The 14,887-nt window shown below is 50.3% G+C and carries 14 protein-coding genes; 3 read left to right on the top strand and 11 right to left on the bottom strand.

The features are described from left to right. Nucleotides 1–83 precede the first annotated feature (83 nt). The 3 genes from A372_RS0131425 to A372_RS0131410 all read right to left on the bottom strand — a co-directional run bounded on the left by A372_RS0131425 (nucleotide 84) and on the right by A372_RS0131410 (nucleotide 2,534). Nucleotides 84–578: a cation:proton antiporter regulatory subunit gene (locus A372_RS0131425; RefSeq protein WP_019424920.1), complete on the bottom strand. Its 495-nt coding sequence runs from the start codon at nucleotides 576–578 to the stop codon at nucleotides 84–86. Nucleotides 579–1,360: 782 nt separating this feature from the next. Continuing rightward, nucleotides 1,361–1,603 (bottom strand): hypothetical protein, encoded by a 243-nt coding sequence (locus tag A372_RS0131415; protein WP_019424918.1) that lies wholly within the window; start codon nucleotides 1,601–1,603, stop codon nucleotides 1,361–1,363. Nucleotides 1,604–1,688: 85 nt separating this feature from the next. Beyond that, nucleotides 1,689–2,534, bottom strand: a complete 846-nt coding sequence (locus tag A372_RS0131410) for a GNAT family N-acetyltransferase (RefSeq protein WP_019424917.1) — start codon at nucleotides 2,532–2,534, stop codon at nucleotides 1,689–1,691. Between the two features lie 123 nt (nucleotides 2,535–2,657). Here A372_RS0131410 and A372_RS0131405 point away from each other — a divergent pair, with 123 nt between their 5' ends. Next, on the top strand, nucleotides 2,658–2,870 hold the full coding sequence (locus A372_RS0131405; RefSeq protein WP_019424916.1) for a DUF2905 domain-containing protein: 213 nt from the start codon (nucleotides 2,658–2,660) through the stop codon (nucleotides 2,868–2,870). 98 nt (nucleotides 2,871–2,968) lie between these two features. On the opposite strand, the gene A372_RS0131400 is transcribed toward A372_RS0131405, so the two are convergent. Further along, nucleotides 2,969–3,769 carry a GAF domain-containing protein gene (locus tag A372_RS0131400; protein ID WP_019424915.1) on the bottom strand — a complete coding sequence of 267 codons (801 nt, stop codon included), beginning with the start codon at nucleotides 3,767–3,769 and terminating at the stop codon, nucleotides 2,969–2,971. A 185-nt stretch (nucleotides 3,770–3,954) separates the two neighbouring features. Between A372_RS0131400 and A372_RS0131395 the strand changes: the two genes are divergently transcribed. After that, nucleotides 3,955–4,584 carry a DUF1796 family putative cysteine peptidase gene (locus tag A372_RS0131395; RefSeq protein ID WP_019424914.1) on the top strand — a complete coding sequence of 210 codons (630 nt, stop codon included), beginning with the start codon at nucleotides 3,955–3,957 and terminating at the stop codon, nucleotides 4,582–4,584. A gap of 93 nt (nucleotides 4,585–4,677) precedes the next feature. Here the strand turns inward: A372_RS0131395 and A372_RS35135 are convergent, their stop codons facing one another. After that, nucleotides 4,678–5,328, bottom strand: coding sequence for a YitT family protein (locus A372_RS35135; RefSeq protein ID WP_036705748.1), 651 nt, complete (start codon nucleotides 5,326–5,328; stop codon nucleotides 4,678–4,680). 714 nt (nucleotides 5,329–6,042) lie between these two features. Here A372_RS35135 and hmpA point away from each other — a divergent pair. After that, nucleotides 6,043–7,263, top strand: a complete 1,221-nt coding sequence (gene hmpA / locus A372_RS0131380; protein ID WP_019424911.1) for an NO-inducible flavohemoprotein — start codon at nucleotides 6,043–6,045, stop codon at nucleotides 7,261–7,263. A 100-nt stretch (nucleotides 7,264–7,363) separates the two neighbouring features. On the opposite strand, the gene A372_RS0131375 is transcribed toward hmpA, so the two are convergent. From A372_RS0131375 to A372_RS0131345, 6 genes are all read right to left on the bottom strand, one after another. After that, nucleotides 7,364–8,698 (bottom strand): alkaline phosphatase, encoded by a 1,335-nt coding sequence (locus A372_RS0131375; protein WP_019424910.1) that lies wholly within the window; start codon nucleotides 8,696–8,698, stop codon nucleotides 7,364–7,366. A gap of 73 nt (nucleotides 8,699–8,771) precedes the next feature. Beyond that, nucleotides 8,772–11,075, bottom strand: coding sequence for a N,N-dimethylformamidase beta subunit family domain-containing protein (locus tag A372_RS0131370; protein ID WP_019424909.1), 2,304 nt, complete (start codon nucleotides 11,073–11,075; stop codon nucleotides 8,772–8,774). 843 nt (nucleotides 11,076–11,918) lie between these two features. Next, nucleotides 11,919–12,173, bottom strand: a complete 255-nt coding sequence (locus A372_RS0131360; protein WP_019424907.1) for an acyl carrier protein — start codon at nucleotides 12,171–12,173, stop codon at nucleotides 11,919–11,921. Between the two features lie 3 nt (nucleotides 12,174–12,176). Further along, nucleotides 12,177–13,211, bottom strand: coding sequence for an HAD-IIIC family phosphatase (locus A372_RS0131355; protein ID WP_019424906.1), 1,035 nt, complete (start codon nucleotides 13,209–13,211; stop codon nucleotides 12,177–12,179). After that, nucleotides 13,195–13,653: a GNAT family N-acetyltransferase gene (locus tag A372_RS0131350; protein ID WP_019424905.1), complete on the bottom strand. Its 459-nt coding sequence runs from the start codon at nucleotides 13,651–13,653 to the stop codon at nucleotides 13,195–13,197. The genes A372_RS0131355 and A372_RS0131350 overlap by 17 nt, the downstream gene beginning before the upstream one ends. Nucleotides 13,654–13,678: 25 nt before the next feature. Next, nucleotides 13,679–14,848, bottom strand: a complete 1,170-nt coding sequence (locus A372_RS0131345; RefSeq protein ID WP_019424904.1) for a bis-aminopropyl spermidine synthase family protein — start codon at nucleotides 14,846–14,848, stop codon at nucleotides 13,679–13,681. Nucleotides 14,849–14,887 lie beyond the last annotated feature (39 nt).

Below are 14,887 nucleotides of genomic sequence, written 5' to 3'. Positions count from 1 at the left end.
GCCCCGAACCTTGTTACACGATAGGGAAAACTAAACCATGCAGCATGGCAGCTGCCTTACTAGCTCCCGAATGCTGTCCGTATTTATTCGTTTCCGCTCAGCAGCAATTGCTTGAGCAGCTTAAGATTCTGCCTTTCCCCGGCTACGACAAGCGTGGAATAGGCAGAAAACGTATAATCCGGCCCAGGATTAATCTGTTTTGCCTGCTCTTTTTCAATGACGGCGATAATGGTAGCCCCGGTTGTTTCGCGGACTTTCATCTCCCCGATCGTTTTGCCGACACATTTGGCATGGGATTCGATCTTGTACCATTCAATAATTAAATCGTCCAATGCCACTTCAACGGTTTCCAACGCCTTCGGCTTATAGGTCATTCCGCCGATGATTCCAGCAATCTGTCTGGCCTCGTCATCCTCGAGCGACACCATCGACACGCTTTCTTCCGAATCATGACGATCAAAATGATATATTTCCCTGCGTCCATCATCATGGATAATAACGACAAACATATCTCCATTACGGGATTCAATCTGGTATTTACGGCCGATTCCAGGCAGATCAGACTCACGTATATTCAATGCAATTACCTCCAACATGTCGTGATTTGCACAATGAGCTATTGTGAAATAAATAACTTTAATAATATAAAGCTTGAATGCTAAAACGCACGAAAATACTCGCATAGTAGAAATGAACGGGATCAATGACCCCAACGAAGCCCTCGCTTGTGTCGAATCGGAACATAAGTCCCGCAAGTGCGGCTATGAAGAGACGATCGAATAAATTAACGGAAACAAATCACGTACGTCGAGGTGAATTTGATGGGCATAAGAAATAAGCGCTTCATTAAGACTGAAAAACGGGTGTGAAAATGCAATAGTGGGAAGGAGACCTTTTTTATAAAAAACATGGAGAAGATAACGAACATCAACGCCATTTTATGGATCAAAAGATGTTTCAAGGCGGTAGTGCACCGGACAGTAGCCGTGTATCGGTGTTCGCTGAAATTTTTGACCAACTTCGAGGATCCGTTCATGAATGCGCGGTCTTCTTCCGCGACAAAAGGGGTGAAAGCGGAAAACAACAGCAGGAGTATAATAAACAAAAAGCTAATATGGCTTCGCCTACTCTGAATCAAATGGGTTGTTGCCATACGCGCACCTCCTGAAGTCATATAGATTCCGGTAAATCGTAAGTTTTCCTATATGATATAGGTTATCATGTCCGACCGCACAGATCAAGGCAGATAAGCACACAGGATAGGCTGGTCCCCTACCGCTTCGCATTGAACATGGCATGACTGCGACAAAAAAGCCGCTGAATCATCAGCGGCCGAATCGCTTTATTACATTCGTTACCATCAATAAGGTTCCGCAAGGCAGTATTCTTCTTCCATATGCCGAATCCACTCTTCCAGTTCTTCTGACTGCTCAAACTTCCTTACCATGATGGAAGGGCCATTCGGCACGTCTCTTTGTAAAAGAATGGAACCACCTTGGGAGATGCGTTGTCTGGCGCTTGAATAAATGGAGTCGACAAGCTTCCAATCGCCTTGTTGATAAGCGCCACCAATTTGTGTGAGATTGATAGTGAAATGACTCATTTTCTACCCCTCCCTTAGATTGGTATGCCTTTCTTCCCATAGTATAACCCAAAACCCTACATTTCGTAACCGCATTTGTAGCCGATCAGAAGCGGAACCATAACAATTTATACCGAAATGCAAGGGACAGGCCAGCCCGTTCCGCGGTCCGCTGCGAGGCTGTATTTTCCTCCATGCAATCCCACCAAGGTTGAATGCCGTGCCTGCGGTACCTTTGCAGCAGCAGCTGAACCAGGCCACTGGATAAACCTTGACGACGATGCGGCTCCAACGTCTCCACTCCGATATTGTGATAGCCGCCATACTGGACCGTACTGACTGCAATGCTTGCAATTTCTTGACGTTCTGTCAATGCTGCGTACCCGTAACCCTTGACCAAATATTGTTCTATCGTGCCCCAAAACGGCAACATATATTGGATCAAAAAGTCTGCATTCCCTATCTTTCCTTCTGTCACGGAAGTAATGAATTCATGATTCATTTCTACGACATTGTAATGTGGCGGAATCGCAACCTTCTTTGTTCCCAGCGTCTCGCCCGCTATCAGCGGCTGATCCTTGTACACGAATTGCCAGTCCTGTTGAAGCTCTATGTTCCTCAGCGCTTGTTGAATCGACACATAGAACTCTTCTCTATCTGCGGACAGCTCAATCCAATGTATATCCTGCTTTTTAAGAAAAGGCATAATTTCATTTTCGATAAATGAGTCGAATGATCGGGCAATAAAGCCGGCTTCATCCCTTCCCGTCATATAAAAGCTGCCTAGTCCATAAGACCATACCAAAGCCAACTTCGGCTCCTCCGTGTCATCCACCCATACTTCGCCTGGATGATCGCCTGCCAGAATGCCGGCAAACATAACGTCGCTATCCGGATGCACCATCCGCTCTGCCAAGGACCGATCCCGTACTTGCAGGTGCTGCAGCTGCATATATTCACTTCCTTTTCCACGCTAAAATTTCGACGCTCGTCTGCGCCGCAAAAGTCCCGAAAGGGTATAATAGAGTTACAACTACGCATAAACCAATACGTTTCAGAGAGAGGTACGTTGCATATGCCATCCATTCCTAAAATATTGATCGGATTAGGCATCGCGCTCATCGTTATCGGTGTGCTCTGGGCAGTTGTAAGCCGCTGGATTCCTCTCGGGAAGCTGCCTGGCGATATTATTTTCAAAAAGGAAAACTCGACCTTCTATTTTCCAATCGTCACGTGCATCATTGTTAGCCTCGTCGCATCTTTGTTGCTGTCTTTGTTCCGGAAATAACAGCAAATAAGGTCATTCCTCCGGCATACCCCTGGAATGATCTTATTTTATGGGCCGGCTGGCTCCGCGCTCTGCAGACAGCCTCTTCACAGCGCCCGCTAGGCCAAGTCTGCCGATGCTGGCCCCCCTCTGTCTTCTCCGAACCTTCCCAGAGCAGCCTGCCGCTCCGTCATAATCCCTGTGAAAACAGCGGCATACAGCTCGCCGATGACGGCGCTCGACTCATTGAACGCCTCCAATCCGTCTATCGTCAGTGCCCCGAAAGCGCCAAGCGGAATGCAAATTAAGGCGCGGTACGGACTTTTGGACTCGGGATTGCGCTCCCAATCTTCATCCTTCAGCACATCCGCGCTTTGCACAGTCATCTGCTTGCGGAAGGAACGTCCGACAACCGAACGATCGATATGCAGCTGCCGCGTATCGACGTAGTGCTTCGGAAATCCGGCGGAAGCCAAATGAAGCGTCACAAAAGGCTCCTCATACACCCAAATGCCGCAGCGGTGATGACCGCCGGGCGAGCATTTCATGTCCACTGCCAGCATATCGAGCATGCGCTGCAATAAGAAGGCCGATTCATGAAGCACGGTATACGGATCGTCCAACGCACGCAGCCCATTTAGCGTCTCTACGAACGGCTTGATGTTCCTAAGCGCCGATAAGGTCTGCTGCGAAGCGTGCTCGGTCTTAAGGCCGACCGTTTGCAGTTCATCCACCCTCACCTGTAAGCTCTGCAGCCGATCCTCGCGGTGAAGCACTTCGTGAACGACCTCGGTGAACTTTTTATTGATATATAACGTTTTTATAAAATAAAACACCAAGCCTGCCGCAATGACGACTGCGAACAGCTGATACGACCACGACGGCAGCTTATCAAGCATCGCTTTCATCAGAGATTCCATATTTCGCCCCCTCCTTCACTTGTCCTTGGAACAAGCTTATGACAGATATATGGCGAACATTCATTCTGCTTCTTTTTTATTTTAACTTCTGTCATTATCCGATTCCGTTCGTGCAGGGAGTCATTGATCCATCCCTTCTAGTTAACGCTGCATACTATACTACAAATGGTAGAGGAGATGATTGTATGCAGTTAGCACAAACTAGAGGCAGCTACGATGCCGTGTTCAGTCTAGGCAGCAATTGTTACGCCGCCAATAAGCTCGCCATTCATCAATTAAGGCATTACAGCGGAGTATTGGACTGGATGGTTTCTCCGTCGCTGCCCGGCGTCAGCAAGCTTCTGCGGAACCGGTTCGCCGGATTTATGGAACTCCCTCATATGTCTGTCATCGGTACTCACGCGGGCGGACTCAATTTCCTAATCCGAGACAACGAATACAACATTATGTCGGCCCACGACTTTCCCGTTGCTTACAACCAGTTAGATCATTGGGCGAGCTATCCTTCATTTAAGGAAAAGGTAAACCGGCGCATACTTCGTTTTTTCGAAAAAATGGAATGCAGTCAACGGATTTTATTGCTGCGCTTGGGCGGAACTTATGAGGAAGCGCTTGAACTTCAGGCCGAATTGCGCGCTATTGTGAAAAATCAATTTCATGTTCTCCTCGTCAATCATACTTCTAACTACGGCGTCTTAGAATGCCACTGGCCGCTTGAACACATCTGTGCCATTGAAGCACCTCTCGATGGAGAAGCGAACACTGATCTGTGGAATTATATATTCGCGGGAGTCCAGCATATCAGCTTCCCGTAATGCGAGGTATAGACTGACAAATTACAAAGAACCGCCCGATTCCCTTCCTGCAGGAAGTAATCGGACGGTTCTTCTAATGAACTTGAATTCAAGTTATCCATGTTGGTGTCGGACCGCAGGCCGCACAGGCACAGAGCGACGACGAGTCGTTCCAGCATGTACTGTCCATGTAATGATCTGTCCCGCAATGCTGACCGCCAAAATCGTATACAACGTATCAGCAAGCGGCAAGTAGAACAAGGACACCAGCAATACCGCTATATCAAATAGAATAAACACCGTGCCAACGCTTAAGCTCGTCACGCGGCTCAAGAACAGCGCCAAAATATCGTCGCCGCCAGTTGCGCCTCCGTGGCGCAAGACGATCCCTGCGGCCAGACCGGTTAACACACCGGACACAACCGCTGCCAGCACCATGTTATCGCCAAAATTCATAACCCAAGGCGAATAGCGTTCGCACAGCTCGTACGTCAACGAGAATACGCCAGTAGCAATCGCCGTATTCATAATGAAGGTCCGCCCTTTAAAAAACCAGGCGGCGATACAAACCGGAATATCAAGCAGCAGCACGGTCAGCGCCGGAGACCAATCAAATGCGTACTTTCCAAGCAGCGCCAAGCCGACAAATCCGCCCTCAGCCAAATGATTTTGAAAATTAATGTGATAATAACTGAAAGCCAACAGTATCGAGCCAAACAGCATCCAACTAATTTGACGTAATTGTTCGTTTCTCCTCATCTTCATTCCCTCTCGTCGTCCGTAAAGTAGTCCTTCGACCGACGGCGAGAAAACGAGATGAGGAATTCATCCTTCGCAGCATCATTTTTCACGCTTCCTTCGCGGTCAGTCTTACCGTCAGGTGACTAGTTAACTATCGGCGAGAGGAAGCTAGATGTAAGAAAGATCATAACGTTTCCAGACTGTCCTTTGGGGAAGCATCCTTCGGGGACACATTGGTATCCTGATCCTTTCTTTTGTAATTTTTTGAATTCCTGTGTGCAGTTTGCACTTCTTGTTTGTATTATACCATAATGTATATTCCGGCTGAACCGGGCATATTCTTCATATTTCGCCCCCGTTCATGTTCTGCCGCCGTAAATGTGAATCCTATCGATTCTGCACCACGTTTCTGCATGACCCTCTTTGCTTTTCGTTGAAATACTCCCTCATTGATGTCATATGTGCCGATCGCAGATTCGGAATGCCTACATGGTGTATGTACCCAATCTGCCTGTATTTGAATCATTGTGCAAGCAGAAATAGAAGCCTTTCCTCCGTCGTACACAGTCGTCCCTCCGTTCGTTCACATATGTCTCATATTCACTGTGACCGCGATCACATTGTGATGTATATCACACTCGTACAATGAAGGTGTACTTCCCGTTTATGAATATGAATAAGCAAAAGTATAGAAGATAAAGAGATGTCGGCTGTGACACAAAAGAGAGGATGAGTATTATGTTACGTCCACGTACGATTGAATTGGTCAAAGCGACGGTGCCCGTCTTGGCAGAGCGAGGGCCCGATATTACGAAGCGCTTCTATGAATTAATGTTCGAGCGGCATCCCGAGCTCTTGAACATATTCAACCATGCCAACCAACGTCAAGGCCGCCAATCGCAAGCGCTGGCGAATGCCGTCTATGCTGCGGCGGCGAACATTGACCGGCTGGAGACCATTATTCCCGTCGTGAAGCAAATCGGGCACAAGCATCGCGCCCTCAACATCCGGCCGGAGCATTACCCCATCGTCGGCGAGCATCTGTTGATGGCTATTAAAGACGTGCTGGGCGATGCCGCTACCGACGACATCATTCAAGCATGGGCGGAAGCATACGGCGTCATTGCGGACGCGTTCATTGCGGTCGAGCAGGAGATGTATCAAGCGGCAGCGGACCAAGAAGGCGGTTGGGAAGGCTTCCGCAGCTTTATCGTCGACCGCAAAGTGAAGGAATCAGATGTCATCACTTCCTTCTACTTGAAGCCTGCTGATGGCGGAGTTCTGTCTGCTTATTTGCCGGGCCAATACTTGACAGTACGCGTGAAGCCGGCGGGGCAGGACAACCTTCACCTGCGTCATTACAGCTTGTCCCATGCATCGGGCCAAGACACATACCGCATTAGCGTCAAGCGCGAAGACGGATTGGACAGCGGCACGGCTGGCGTCGTATCCTGCTATCTGCACGATGCCATACAGGAAGGCGATACGTTGGAAGCTACCGCGCCAGCCGGCGAATTCACGCTGCGGACAGGAACATCGTCGCCGGTCGTGCTGCTCAGCGGCGGCGTGGGGCTCACGCCAATGATGAGCATGCTGCACACGCTGGCGAAGCACGAGCCAGAGCGGGACGTCTATTTCATGCATGCAGCGCACAATCGTCGCATGCACGCGCTGCGCGAAGAAGTCCGCGCCGTGACGGAGGCGAACAGCCGCATCCGCAGCTTCGTCTGCTACGAGCGCTCTGAGGCGGGCGATACATGCGACCACCAAGGGCTTATCGACGCGGAGTGGCTCGCTGCGACGGTGCCGGCCGATGTCTGGCAGCAGGCAGATGTATACTTCTGCGGGCCTGTCCCGTTCATGAAGGCCATCTACCGGGCCTTGAAAGGACTAGATGTATCAGCGGACCGCATTCACTACGAGTTTTTTGGGCCGGCGGGCGCCTTGGAAGAAGCTTAGCATCACCTTGGCAACTTCACTTTCCATTAATATAGAGGCTCGACTCAAATAAAAAACCGAGGGAGCAGCAAAGCTCTCTCGGTTTTTTTACATGTCATCTTCACTTCTTATGACCGTCATTGCCGAAATCGATGTTCAACACTTGAGCAACCAGATGCGGCAATTCCGTATTGTTATGCAATCCCCGGAACAAATCCGAGCCCGGACCAAATGCATACATCTGAACATCCACGCCGGTGTGCAAATAGGTAATCCAACCTACCAGGGCACGTTCGCTGATGACGCCATTAATGGCTTGCACCGCATCTTTGGCACTCTTGATTTTGGCTTCTTCCGCAGCAGTCACATCGATGTTCGCATACGTTTTAAGTACTTCTTTAACATTGCTTCTATCTGACTTCAGCCTGTCCGCCATAAAGATCCCGGATGCTTTGACCTGATGCAGCACGTCAAGCTTGGCGCCAATTTGACCATACCCGCCGACCGACATTCCGCCTGTGTCGTGATCGCCGACGATGACGATTAGAGTATTGCCATCCTTTTTGGCGAAGTCGAGCGCCAGCGCGACCGCTTCTTCAAACGCTTGCGTATCCTTCATAGCCCATGCGGCGTCATTATAGTGGCCAGCCGAATCGATCTGGCTCCCCTCCACCAGCAGGAAAAAGCCGTCCTTGTCTTTGCGGAGCGTGTCGATGGCTTTGGCGGTCATGTCTTTCAAGCTTGGTTCATTCGTATGTCTCCGGTCGAGCTCAGGCGCCATGTCTCTGCCGGCGAACAGGCCGAGAATTTTGCCACCGCTTGCGGATTGCAGTTGATTGCGGTCCTCCACGATGGTATAACCGCTTCGCTTGGCTTCTTCCAGAAGATTGCGTTCCTTTTGCTTGCCTCCCATCGACTCGGGAAGAAAGAAGTCCTTGCCTCCCCCTAAAAGAACATCTGCTTTTCCCAATTGCTGCAGTGCAATATCGCTTTCTTCGTCGCGGGAGAAAATATGCGAAGAGAAAGCGGCTGGAGTTGCATCGGTAATGCTCGCTGTCGCTACCAGCCCGGTTGCCTTTCCTTGTTCATGCGCCGCTTCGAGAATCGTCTTGTGTCGTATCCCGTCCGGAGTAGTCCCAATCATTCCATTGTTAGTCTTATGCCCCGTAGACATAGCGGTTGCCGCAGCGGCGGAATCGGTTAACGCGGAATCGGCGGAGTATGTCTTTACCATACCTACAAGCAAGGAGTCCATCACCGACGGTTGACCTTTGAACAAGCGATAGTTGGTGGCAAAAGCAGTGGAAAAGCCATCGGGAATCATAAAGATAACGTTTTTCGCCTTTCCAGAGGAGGCGGCAGCTGCCGCCTCTACTGGTTGATTGGCCTGAAAGCTCAGTAAACTAAAGCATGCAAGAATTGTTCCCAATACGACAGTGGTAAGCTTCCTGCTCATGATTCATTTCCTCCGTAAGCGCGTTTATTCTGATATCGGTGCAGTGAAGGCTCCGGACAACTGCCGATGCATCTCACACACCCTCGGCCGAAGGGACAGCTGGACTGTCTTGCTCGGCAAGCAGCCGCTTCAGGACGTTGTCACTGATGCGGGAGACATTGTTGTCATAGTCGTTCCAAGCAAGGCTCCCAGCCCAGTTAATCGATCCGACGGAGAACACCGCGCCTCCGCCATGGATATCAAAATAGGTCATGTCCGCCCGTACCAGCGGGTTGTCACAGCCGCCCTGATCAGGCGCAGTATGCAGCTGATCATCATGCAAAAATTGATAATTATTGTCAAATCCGGTCGACGTGGCAAGCCACAGCGTATGTCGAGGCGTACCGAATTTGAGATCATAGCGATCGATCTCATCACCAGCCGCACCGCCCGCAGCATATCCAAAGTCGCCAATAATTTCGTCATCGCCGATCCCGTCAAAAATAAATTGGGCTGACGGATGAAAGCTGTCTTCCAGACGGCGATAGCCGCAGGCCGTTCCACCGCCCAAGGCCGTGACGCCTACGCCGACAAGACGCTGAGGCACGTATCCATAGTGTCGCCAAATGCCTCCTGGCTCGCCCGTCGTGCTGTGGAACAGCTCGCCTGGCGGGGAGTCCGAGGAGCGGGAACCGGAGTTGCCGCGCCGCACTTCCAACAGATGCGGCCGATCCGGATCCAAGCTGGTCACCCAGTAGAATCCGTTGCCTCCCAGATACATTAAGCGGCCGCCGTCTGCCAAATACTGCTCCAGCGCCTTCATCATCGGGCGCGTCCAATATTCAGGATGACTGCCGGTAATCAATACCTTATAAGGCCGGAGCAAGTCAATGCCCTCATTGTGCAAATCATCGTCAGTGGCTACGTCGTGGCTCTGTCCCCGCTGCTCCAGCCAGCCGGTAATGTACAAATCAGCCGAGAAGTGGCGCACAGCCCGCCAATTGCGATAGTGAGGCCGGAGATTTAAGATCGGACGCAATCGGGAAGAGTACTGAACGCCGCTGCCGTCGTTGTGGAGATCGTAAATGGAATTGCCGAGCTCGGGGTGCTCGTCTAAATAAACGTCTTGCGCCGGGAGAACATAATCGTCGGGCAAATAATCTTTGGCCAATTTGAACAGCCGCTCGTTGCCGTAAGCCAGATAGGTGTTGGTCGGTGCAAGAAACAAGACGGGTGCTGTTACAGTGCCTTGTACAGGCCGCACAAAGAATGGGATGTAGTCGATATTGCCTTCTGCCTCCAATTTGAGCGCGTATACGCCGCTGGCTAAATCCTCTGGAAGCCGCCAAGTAATGTCGGTCTCCCAACCGGCATCCTCAATGTCGTCGTCATGGAAATGAACCGCCGCGTATTGTTCCGGAGCGAGCCGGTAATCCACCTGTTCTCCGTTCCAATTGTGACTGGTAACGGCGCGTGTGCCGCCTTGACGCAAGGTGCCGTGGTAGCCTCCTGCCGACAGATCCACAAGCCGGGACGATGAAATGTCGACGCCAAAATCGTAATCAGCGACGAGGAGCAAGCCGTCAGTCCCTTTGTCCGCGCCGACTGACAAGTCATGCAGCTGCTCCTCGTTAAAATACTCTCGGAAAAACCGCGGGTTGCCAATTTTTCCGTTGTAATGGCGAGAGGTGCGTGCGAGCGCGTCTGGGTCCGAATCTGCGGCAAGCAGGACGCGGGATATGACGACGTTCGTGTAGTCCAGCTTCGCAGCCGCAGTGCATACTTGCGTGTCGTCATTAGGCTTCCATCCATCACGGTAGCTGACGTAGAGAGTCGCTGCCCCGCTTCGCACGGAATACTGCACGGCAACGAAGTACCACGCATTTCCTTCCAGCGGCGCGTCACTGCGCACATTAACGGATTGCCCGCAGCCGCCGGTCAAGGAAAACGTTACATGTCCGTCCTCTTCCAGCGTCAGATCTGCTCCAGACGCGCCGTCGGCGGAGCGTGCCGACCAGACGGTCTGCGCCCGGCAGTATTCAGGTATCGTCGGACAGACCCACATCTGCACCGAGAATTCGCCGCCTTGCAGCCACTCTTCCGGCAACGGCAGCTTGGCATAGGAGCCGGCAGCAGTCGTCTGCCGTCGCCCGGGGTATTCGCCAGCGCAATCTGCCGGTACGGTCTCCGTCGGCAAGTATGACGAGTTGTCCGGATCGGGCATTCCACCGCATAACCGCACAACGCTAGCTGTGTAAACGGAACTCGCCGTGTCGATCATAAAATTCAGTTCTTGACCAGGCTGTATGCTAAATTGATCCGTATATCCGACAATGGTTACGGCGTCTTGCGCCATCGTATCTGTCTCACTCGCTGTCCCATGTTCATTCGGCTTCATTGAAATTCCTCCATTGGTTTAAGAATTTTCTTATGCGTCATGAATCTGTTTCAGTCGTAGCTGCAGCGTTTTACGATTAGAACAACCCCTAAAGCAAACTCACCTCTCTTCTCTCAAAAATCAACATTTTTATGTATAAATATTCACGTGATGTCATATATTTCAACCCGATTATAACATGCCAACTTTTACAATAGTAGCTATTTTTTTGTGTTCACTATTTCTTTAAGCGCCTCTTCAAAAAGGGGCTTTTTGAACCACCCCTTTAACAATTTTTGAAATACTCTGCATGCGAGAAAACCTCTCTCGAGGCCTTTCAAAGATGAGCGATCACCTCTTAGGCAGGTTTTTATGCTTTATCGCTAACGTACCATTGTCAAATAGTAAGGCAGGGACGCTGCATCATGAACGAAGGTGCCGTTCGTACAATGGCGCGCTCAGACTGAGGGTGATTTGCTTGAGCCGCCCTTCGCTTCATTCTCCCCTTCCTTCAGAAGACGGCACGCCCATTAGATAGCTCGATTTCACTGCGATAGTATGCGGCCGCTTTATGCCATCGTTCGAAATAGCATTTGCCGTATCCCCATCGCCCTCCTTCCTGACTGTTTGGGTGAATGGGGCTAGGGACCATTACACGGAAATCCGAACTACATCCTCTCGTTCGATAGGAAGGGTGGAGCTGCCATTCTGAATGTAGGGGAGAGTAAGGCAAGGGATGGAATAGACATAACTGCTCTGGGAAAGAAATCTGTCAAAAAAAACACCGCGCCCCTTCAGGAAAAATTCCTGCAGGGGCGCGGTGTCTGAGAACGGCTGCATTCCCAAATGAAGCTGTACAACAACTCAATGACTCGCCTGTCTGCTCTTGATGACCCACTCCGTCAGACGCTTGACATTGCTTATGGAATCCAACGTCAAATCATCCTCGTCCAACGTAAATTCAAACCTATGCTCTATCTCTGCAAGAAGTCTCACTATCGTCATCGAGTCCAGAACCCCGGTATTACCGACTAAGACGGTATCTGCATCGACGAACGGCAAATTCAACATTTCCTTGATCAAGCCCGCAATCTCTTGTTCAATGGCATCACGGTTCATCGCTTATTCTCCTATCTCGAGCCAATCGAATGCCATGCGCGGGAGCGGCAGCGGCAGCATGTAAGTGGATTGCTCATCTTCTGTAATGGTTTTCTTGAAGCCCAGCATCTCCAACAATAGCCTTGCAGGCAAATTTCGTTGTTTGCGCACTAACAGACAACGTACGGCGTCCGCCTGCGGCACCTGTTGCCCCAATCGTTCCAGGACCGTATACAAAAAGGCGGAAGCTATGCCGCGGCCTTCAATCCGGCAAGAAATGCAGAACAGCTTGATATCGATCCTGTCCTCTGTGACCGTTGCAAAACAAGTGCCGATCAGCCCATGCGCGCCAAAGCGGTCCTCCAGCTTGGCCACATATAAATAGTGGCTGTCCTGGTTGCAATACGATTCGACGAACGGCAAATCAATCCGTTCCAACAGGCTGTTCATCTGATTGGTGCGATGGGACAATTCAACAACCCGCAGGTAATCTTCTTGCCGCGCCGTTCTGATCTGCAGCTTCATACGGCATTCTTTCAAAAATTGCTCGCGACTGCCCTTGTGCGCTTTTCTGGCTTCCTCCCGCATTTGCCGCGCCTGCATATATTGCCGTCGGCTCGCCGTCTCCTCGGTTGCCTGGACAACCTGAAATTCGGGATACTCAGGCAGCTCCCGATATTGGTGTGCAGCATAGGTATGTACTTGAGGCACATAATAATTCACTTCAAATCGTTCGAACGGATCGTTGTCGACAAACGCAAGCGTATCCAAACCGATGTTCAGTTCCTTCGCAATCCGCTCCATGCTCGCTGCTTTTGAATCGAAATGGCACTGCGGGTACAGGAAGAAATGGGCGATCCCCAGCTGCTCCAGTTTGTTTTTCACTTGTTCCCAACTGTTACGGCTGGCAATGCTATGGAGAATCCCACGCTGATCCAATGTGTCGATGACGGCAGCGATCTCTGGCAGCAGCTTGACACCCGCTTCGTCTTCCCTTAGCGTCCCTTCCCACAACGTATCGTCCAAGTCCCATACTACGCATTTAATCATCTGAATCATTAGCGAATAATTCCATCGTTAGGTGTGTTGGTTTGAAACCGTACTTTTTATAGAGCAGCCGCATCGGCAAATTGCTCACGTGCACCTTTCCGATGATATGCATGGCGCCCTCTCCCTTGCAGTACGTCATTCCCGCTTCAAATAGTTCATCCACATAGGCGGTGCCGCGGAAGGATGCTTCGATGTAAAAGCTTCTAAAATTGGCATAGGTTTCTTTCGTCACGAAGTTTTCCTTCGGCGTAATCCACATCCAGCCTGCAATGTTCCCGTCGACTTCCAGGACAAGCATCCCTTTTTTCTCATAACGAAGTGCCTTTTCAAGCTTCTTGGCATGAAATTGAGGATCGGTAACGGCATCCTCTCCGAATGATATGACAGAAATATCTGTTTCAAATTTTGCGATAATCGCAATGTCATTCGGCTCGATTTCTCTGATCGACATCTTGGTGTGACTCCATTCTGCGTTCTTATGCGTTCTTTTTTTGAATGAGCTCAAAGGTGTCATGCCGGCAGCTCGGGCAGCCCTCTTTCTTCAACTGCTCTATCGTTTGCCATTGCATTTGAAAGCCGACCTCAGTCACGTGATTGCAACGTTTGCATTCGTAAGAGCGAATCGTGCGTCTTACTTCTCCCGTATAGAGGGCATCCCGATAATCACGGGCAATGCTTTCCTTCGTCTCTTCCGTAGATTGTAACACAATCATCTGGCTCGTGTTACCTATTATTTCCGCTCCGATATATTCATTAAAACGAGGCAAGACACTCGTCACAAGCAAGCCCATTCTCGAAAATTCCCGCTGCATCGCCAAGGCAAAGTCCGGTGATTTGTGAGCGAACGAGAGGAAGATGGGCAGCCCGATCTCTTGCTTCAGCAATTGGACTCCTCGCGATACGAATAACGACATCCCCTGCTGCGTGTAAGGGGGATCGGTAAACACACAATCAAAACGACGCAAAAAGTCTGCTGGGAGCTGTTCGCGAAAATCCATTTCGTAGCACACGATCGGCAGATCTTCAACTTCCGCAAGGTAGTTCACGTAACTGATAATGCGTTTATCAATCTCGAACAGATGTATGCGGGTGTTGGACTTGTGGGCATCTTGTTGAAATAGTTGCTTCAACAGAAACCCTAAAGAGACGCTAACCAGATCATCGTCCCCTAGGCAAACGATATCTCTCCCGATAAGAGCCTCGTGCCGGAGCGCGAGAATGGCCCGCTTCATGCTTGTCTCCAGAGTGCACCGGGATTGATCGATGGTAACATCGACCTGAGGCCGCCCCTCAAAGACGCCTTCCAACTTCGTCAGCATGCTATCCAGCTCGTCCGACTGCCATTGTTCATATTTCAAACGCTGATACAAGGAGCGATCCAATTGTCCATAGCCCATTGTATGCTCGACTAACCGTATCCCTCTCGGGGTGCAATTGACCCCCCGATTTTGTTCGATAACCCCTGCCTTAATAAATTCCTTCTTAATGGCAGCCACAATCGGCAACGGCAGCAGCGTCTTTCTTGCGATGTCCTTCGTAGAGATGCCCGGTTTAAAGTAAATATCCAGAAGAATGTTCTCGATTACTTTTTTTCCATCCTTAATTGACACTTGGGAATAAATCGAATTCATTACTTCGTTATTCATATTTTTCTTCTATCTCCTTTATCATTTATGGAACCCATC

Origin of the sequence: Paenibacillus sp. OSY-SE (assembly GCF_000283315.1) — a bacterium.
GTDB classification, from domain to species: Bacteria; Bacillota; Bacilli; order Paenibacillales; family Paenibacillaceae; genus Paenibacillus_B; species Paenibacillus_B profundus.
This window is presented reverse-complemented; position numbering and strand designations above follow the sequence as displayed.

What these genes read in the sequence shown, in the direction of transcription:
- hmpA (WP_019424911.1), top strand. Translation starts at nt 6,043, where the DNA reads ATGTTACGTCCACGTACGATTGAATTGGTCAAAGCGACGGTGCCCGTC.
- A372_RS0131370 (WP_019424909.1), bottom strand. Translation starts at nt 11,075, where the DNA reads ATGAAGCCGAATGAACATGGGACAGCGAGTGAGACAGATACGATGGCG.
- A372_RS0131345 (WP_019424904.1), bottom strand. Translation starts at nt 14,848, where the DNA reads ATGAATAACGAAGTAATGAATTCGATTTATTCCCAAGTGTCAATTAAG.
- A372_RS0131375 (WP_019424910.1), bottom strand. Translation starts at nt 8,698, where the DNA reads ATGAGCAGGAAGCTTACCACTGTCGTATTGGGAACAATTCTTGCATGC.
- A372_RS0131415 (WP_019424918.1), bottom strand. Translation starts at nt 1,603, where the DNA reads ATGAGTCATTTCACTATCAATCTCACACAAATTGGTGGCGCTTATCAA.
- A372_RS0131395 (WP_019424914.1), top strand. Translation starts at nt 3,955, where the DNA reads ATGCAGTTAGCACAAACTAGAGGCAGCTACGATGCCGTGTTCAGTCTA.
- A372_RS0131350 (WP_019424905.1), bottom strand. Translation starts at nt 13,653, where the DNA reads ATGTCGATCAGAGAAATCGAGCCGAATGACATTGCGATTATCGCAAAA.
- A372_RS0131355 (WP_019424906.1), bottom strand. Translation starts at nt 13,211, where the DNA reads ATGATTCAGATGATTAAATGCGTAGTATGGGACTTGGACGATACGTTG.
- A372_RS0131405 (WP_019424916.1), top strand. Translation starts at nt 2,658, where the DNA reads ATGCCATCCATTCCTAAAATATTGATCGGATTAGGCATCGCGCTCATC.
- A372_RS0131410 (WP_019424917.1), bottom strand. Translation starts at nt 2,534, where the DNA reads ATGCAGCTGCAGCACCTGCAAGTACGGGATCGGTCCTTGGCAGAGCGG.
- A372_RS35135 (WP_036705748.1), bottom strand. Translation starts at nt 5,328, where the DNA reads ATGAAGATGAGGAGAAACGAACAATTACGTCAAATTAGTTGGATGCTG.
- A372_RS0131400 (WP_019424915.1), bottom strand. Translation starts at nt 3,769, where the DNA reads ATGGAATCTCTGATGAAAGCGATGCTTGATAAGCTGCCGTCGTGGTCG.
- A372_RS0131360 (WP_019424907.1), bottom strand. Translation starts at nt 12,173, where the DNA reads ATGAACCGTGATGCCATTGAACAAGAGATTGCGGGCTTGATCAAGGAA.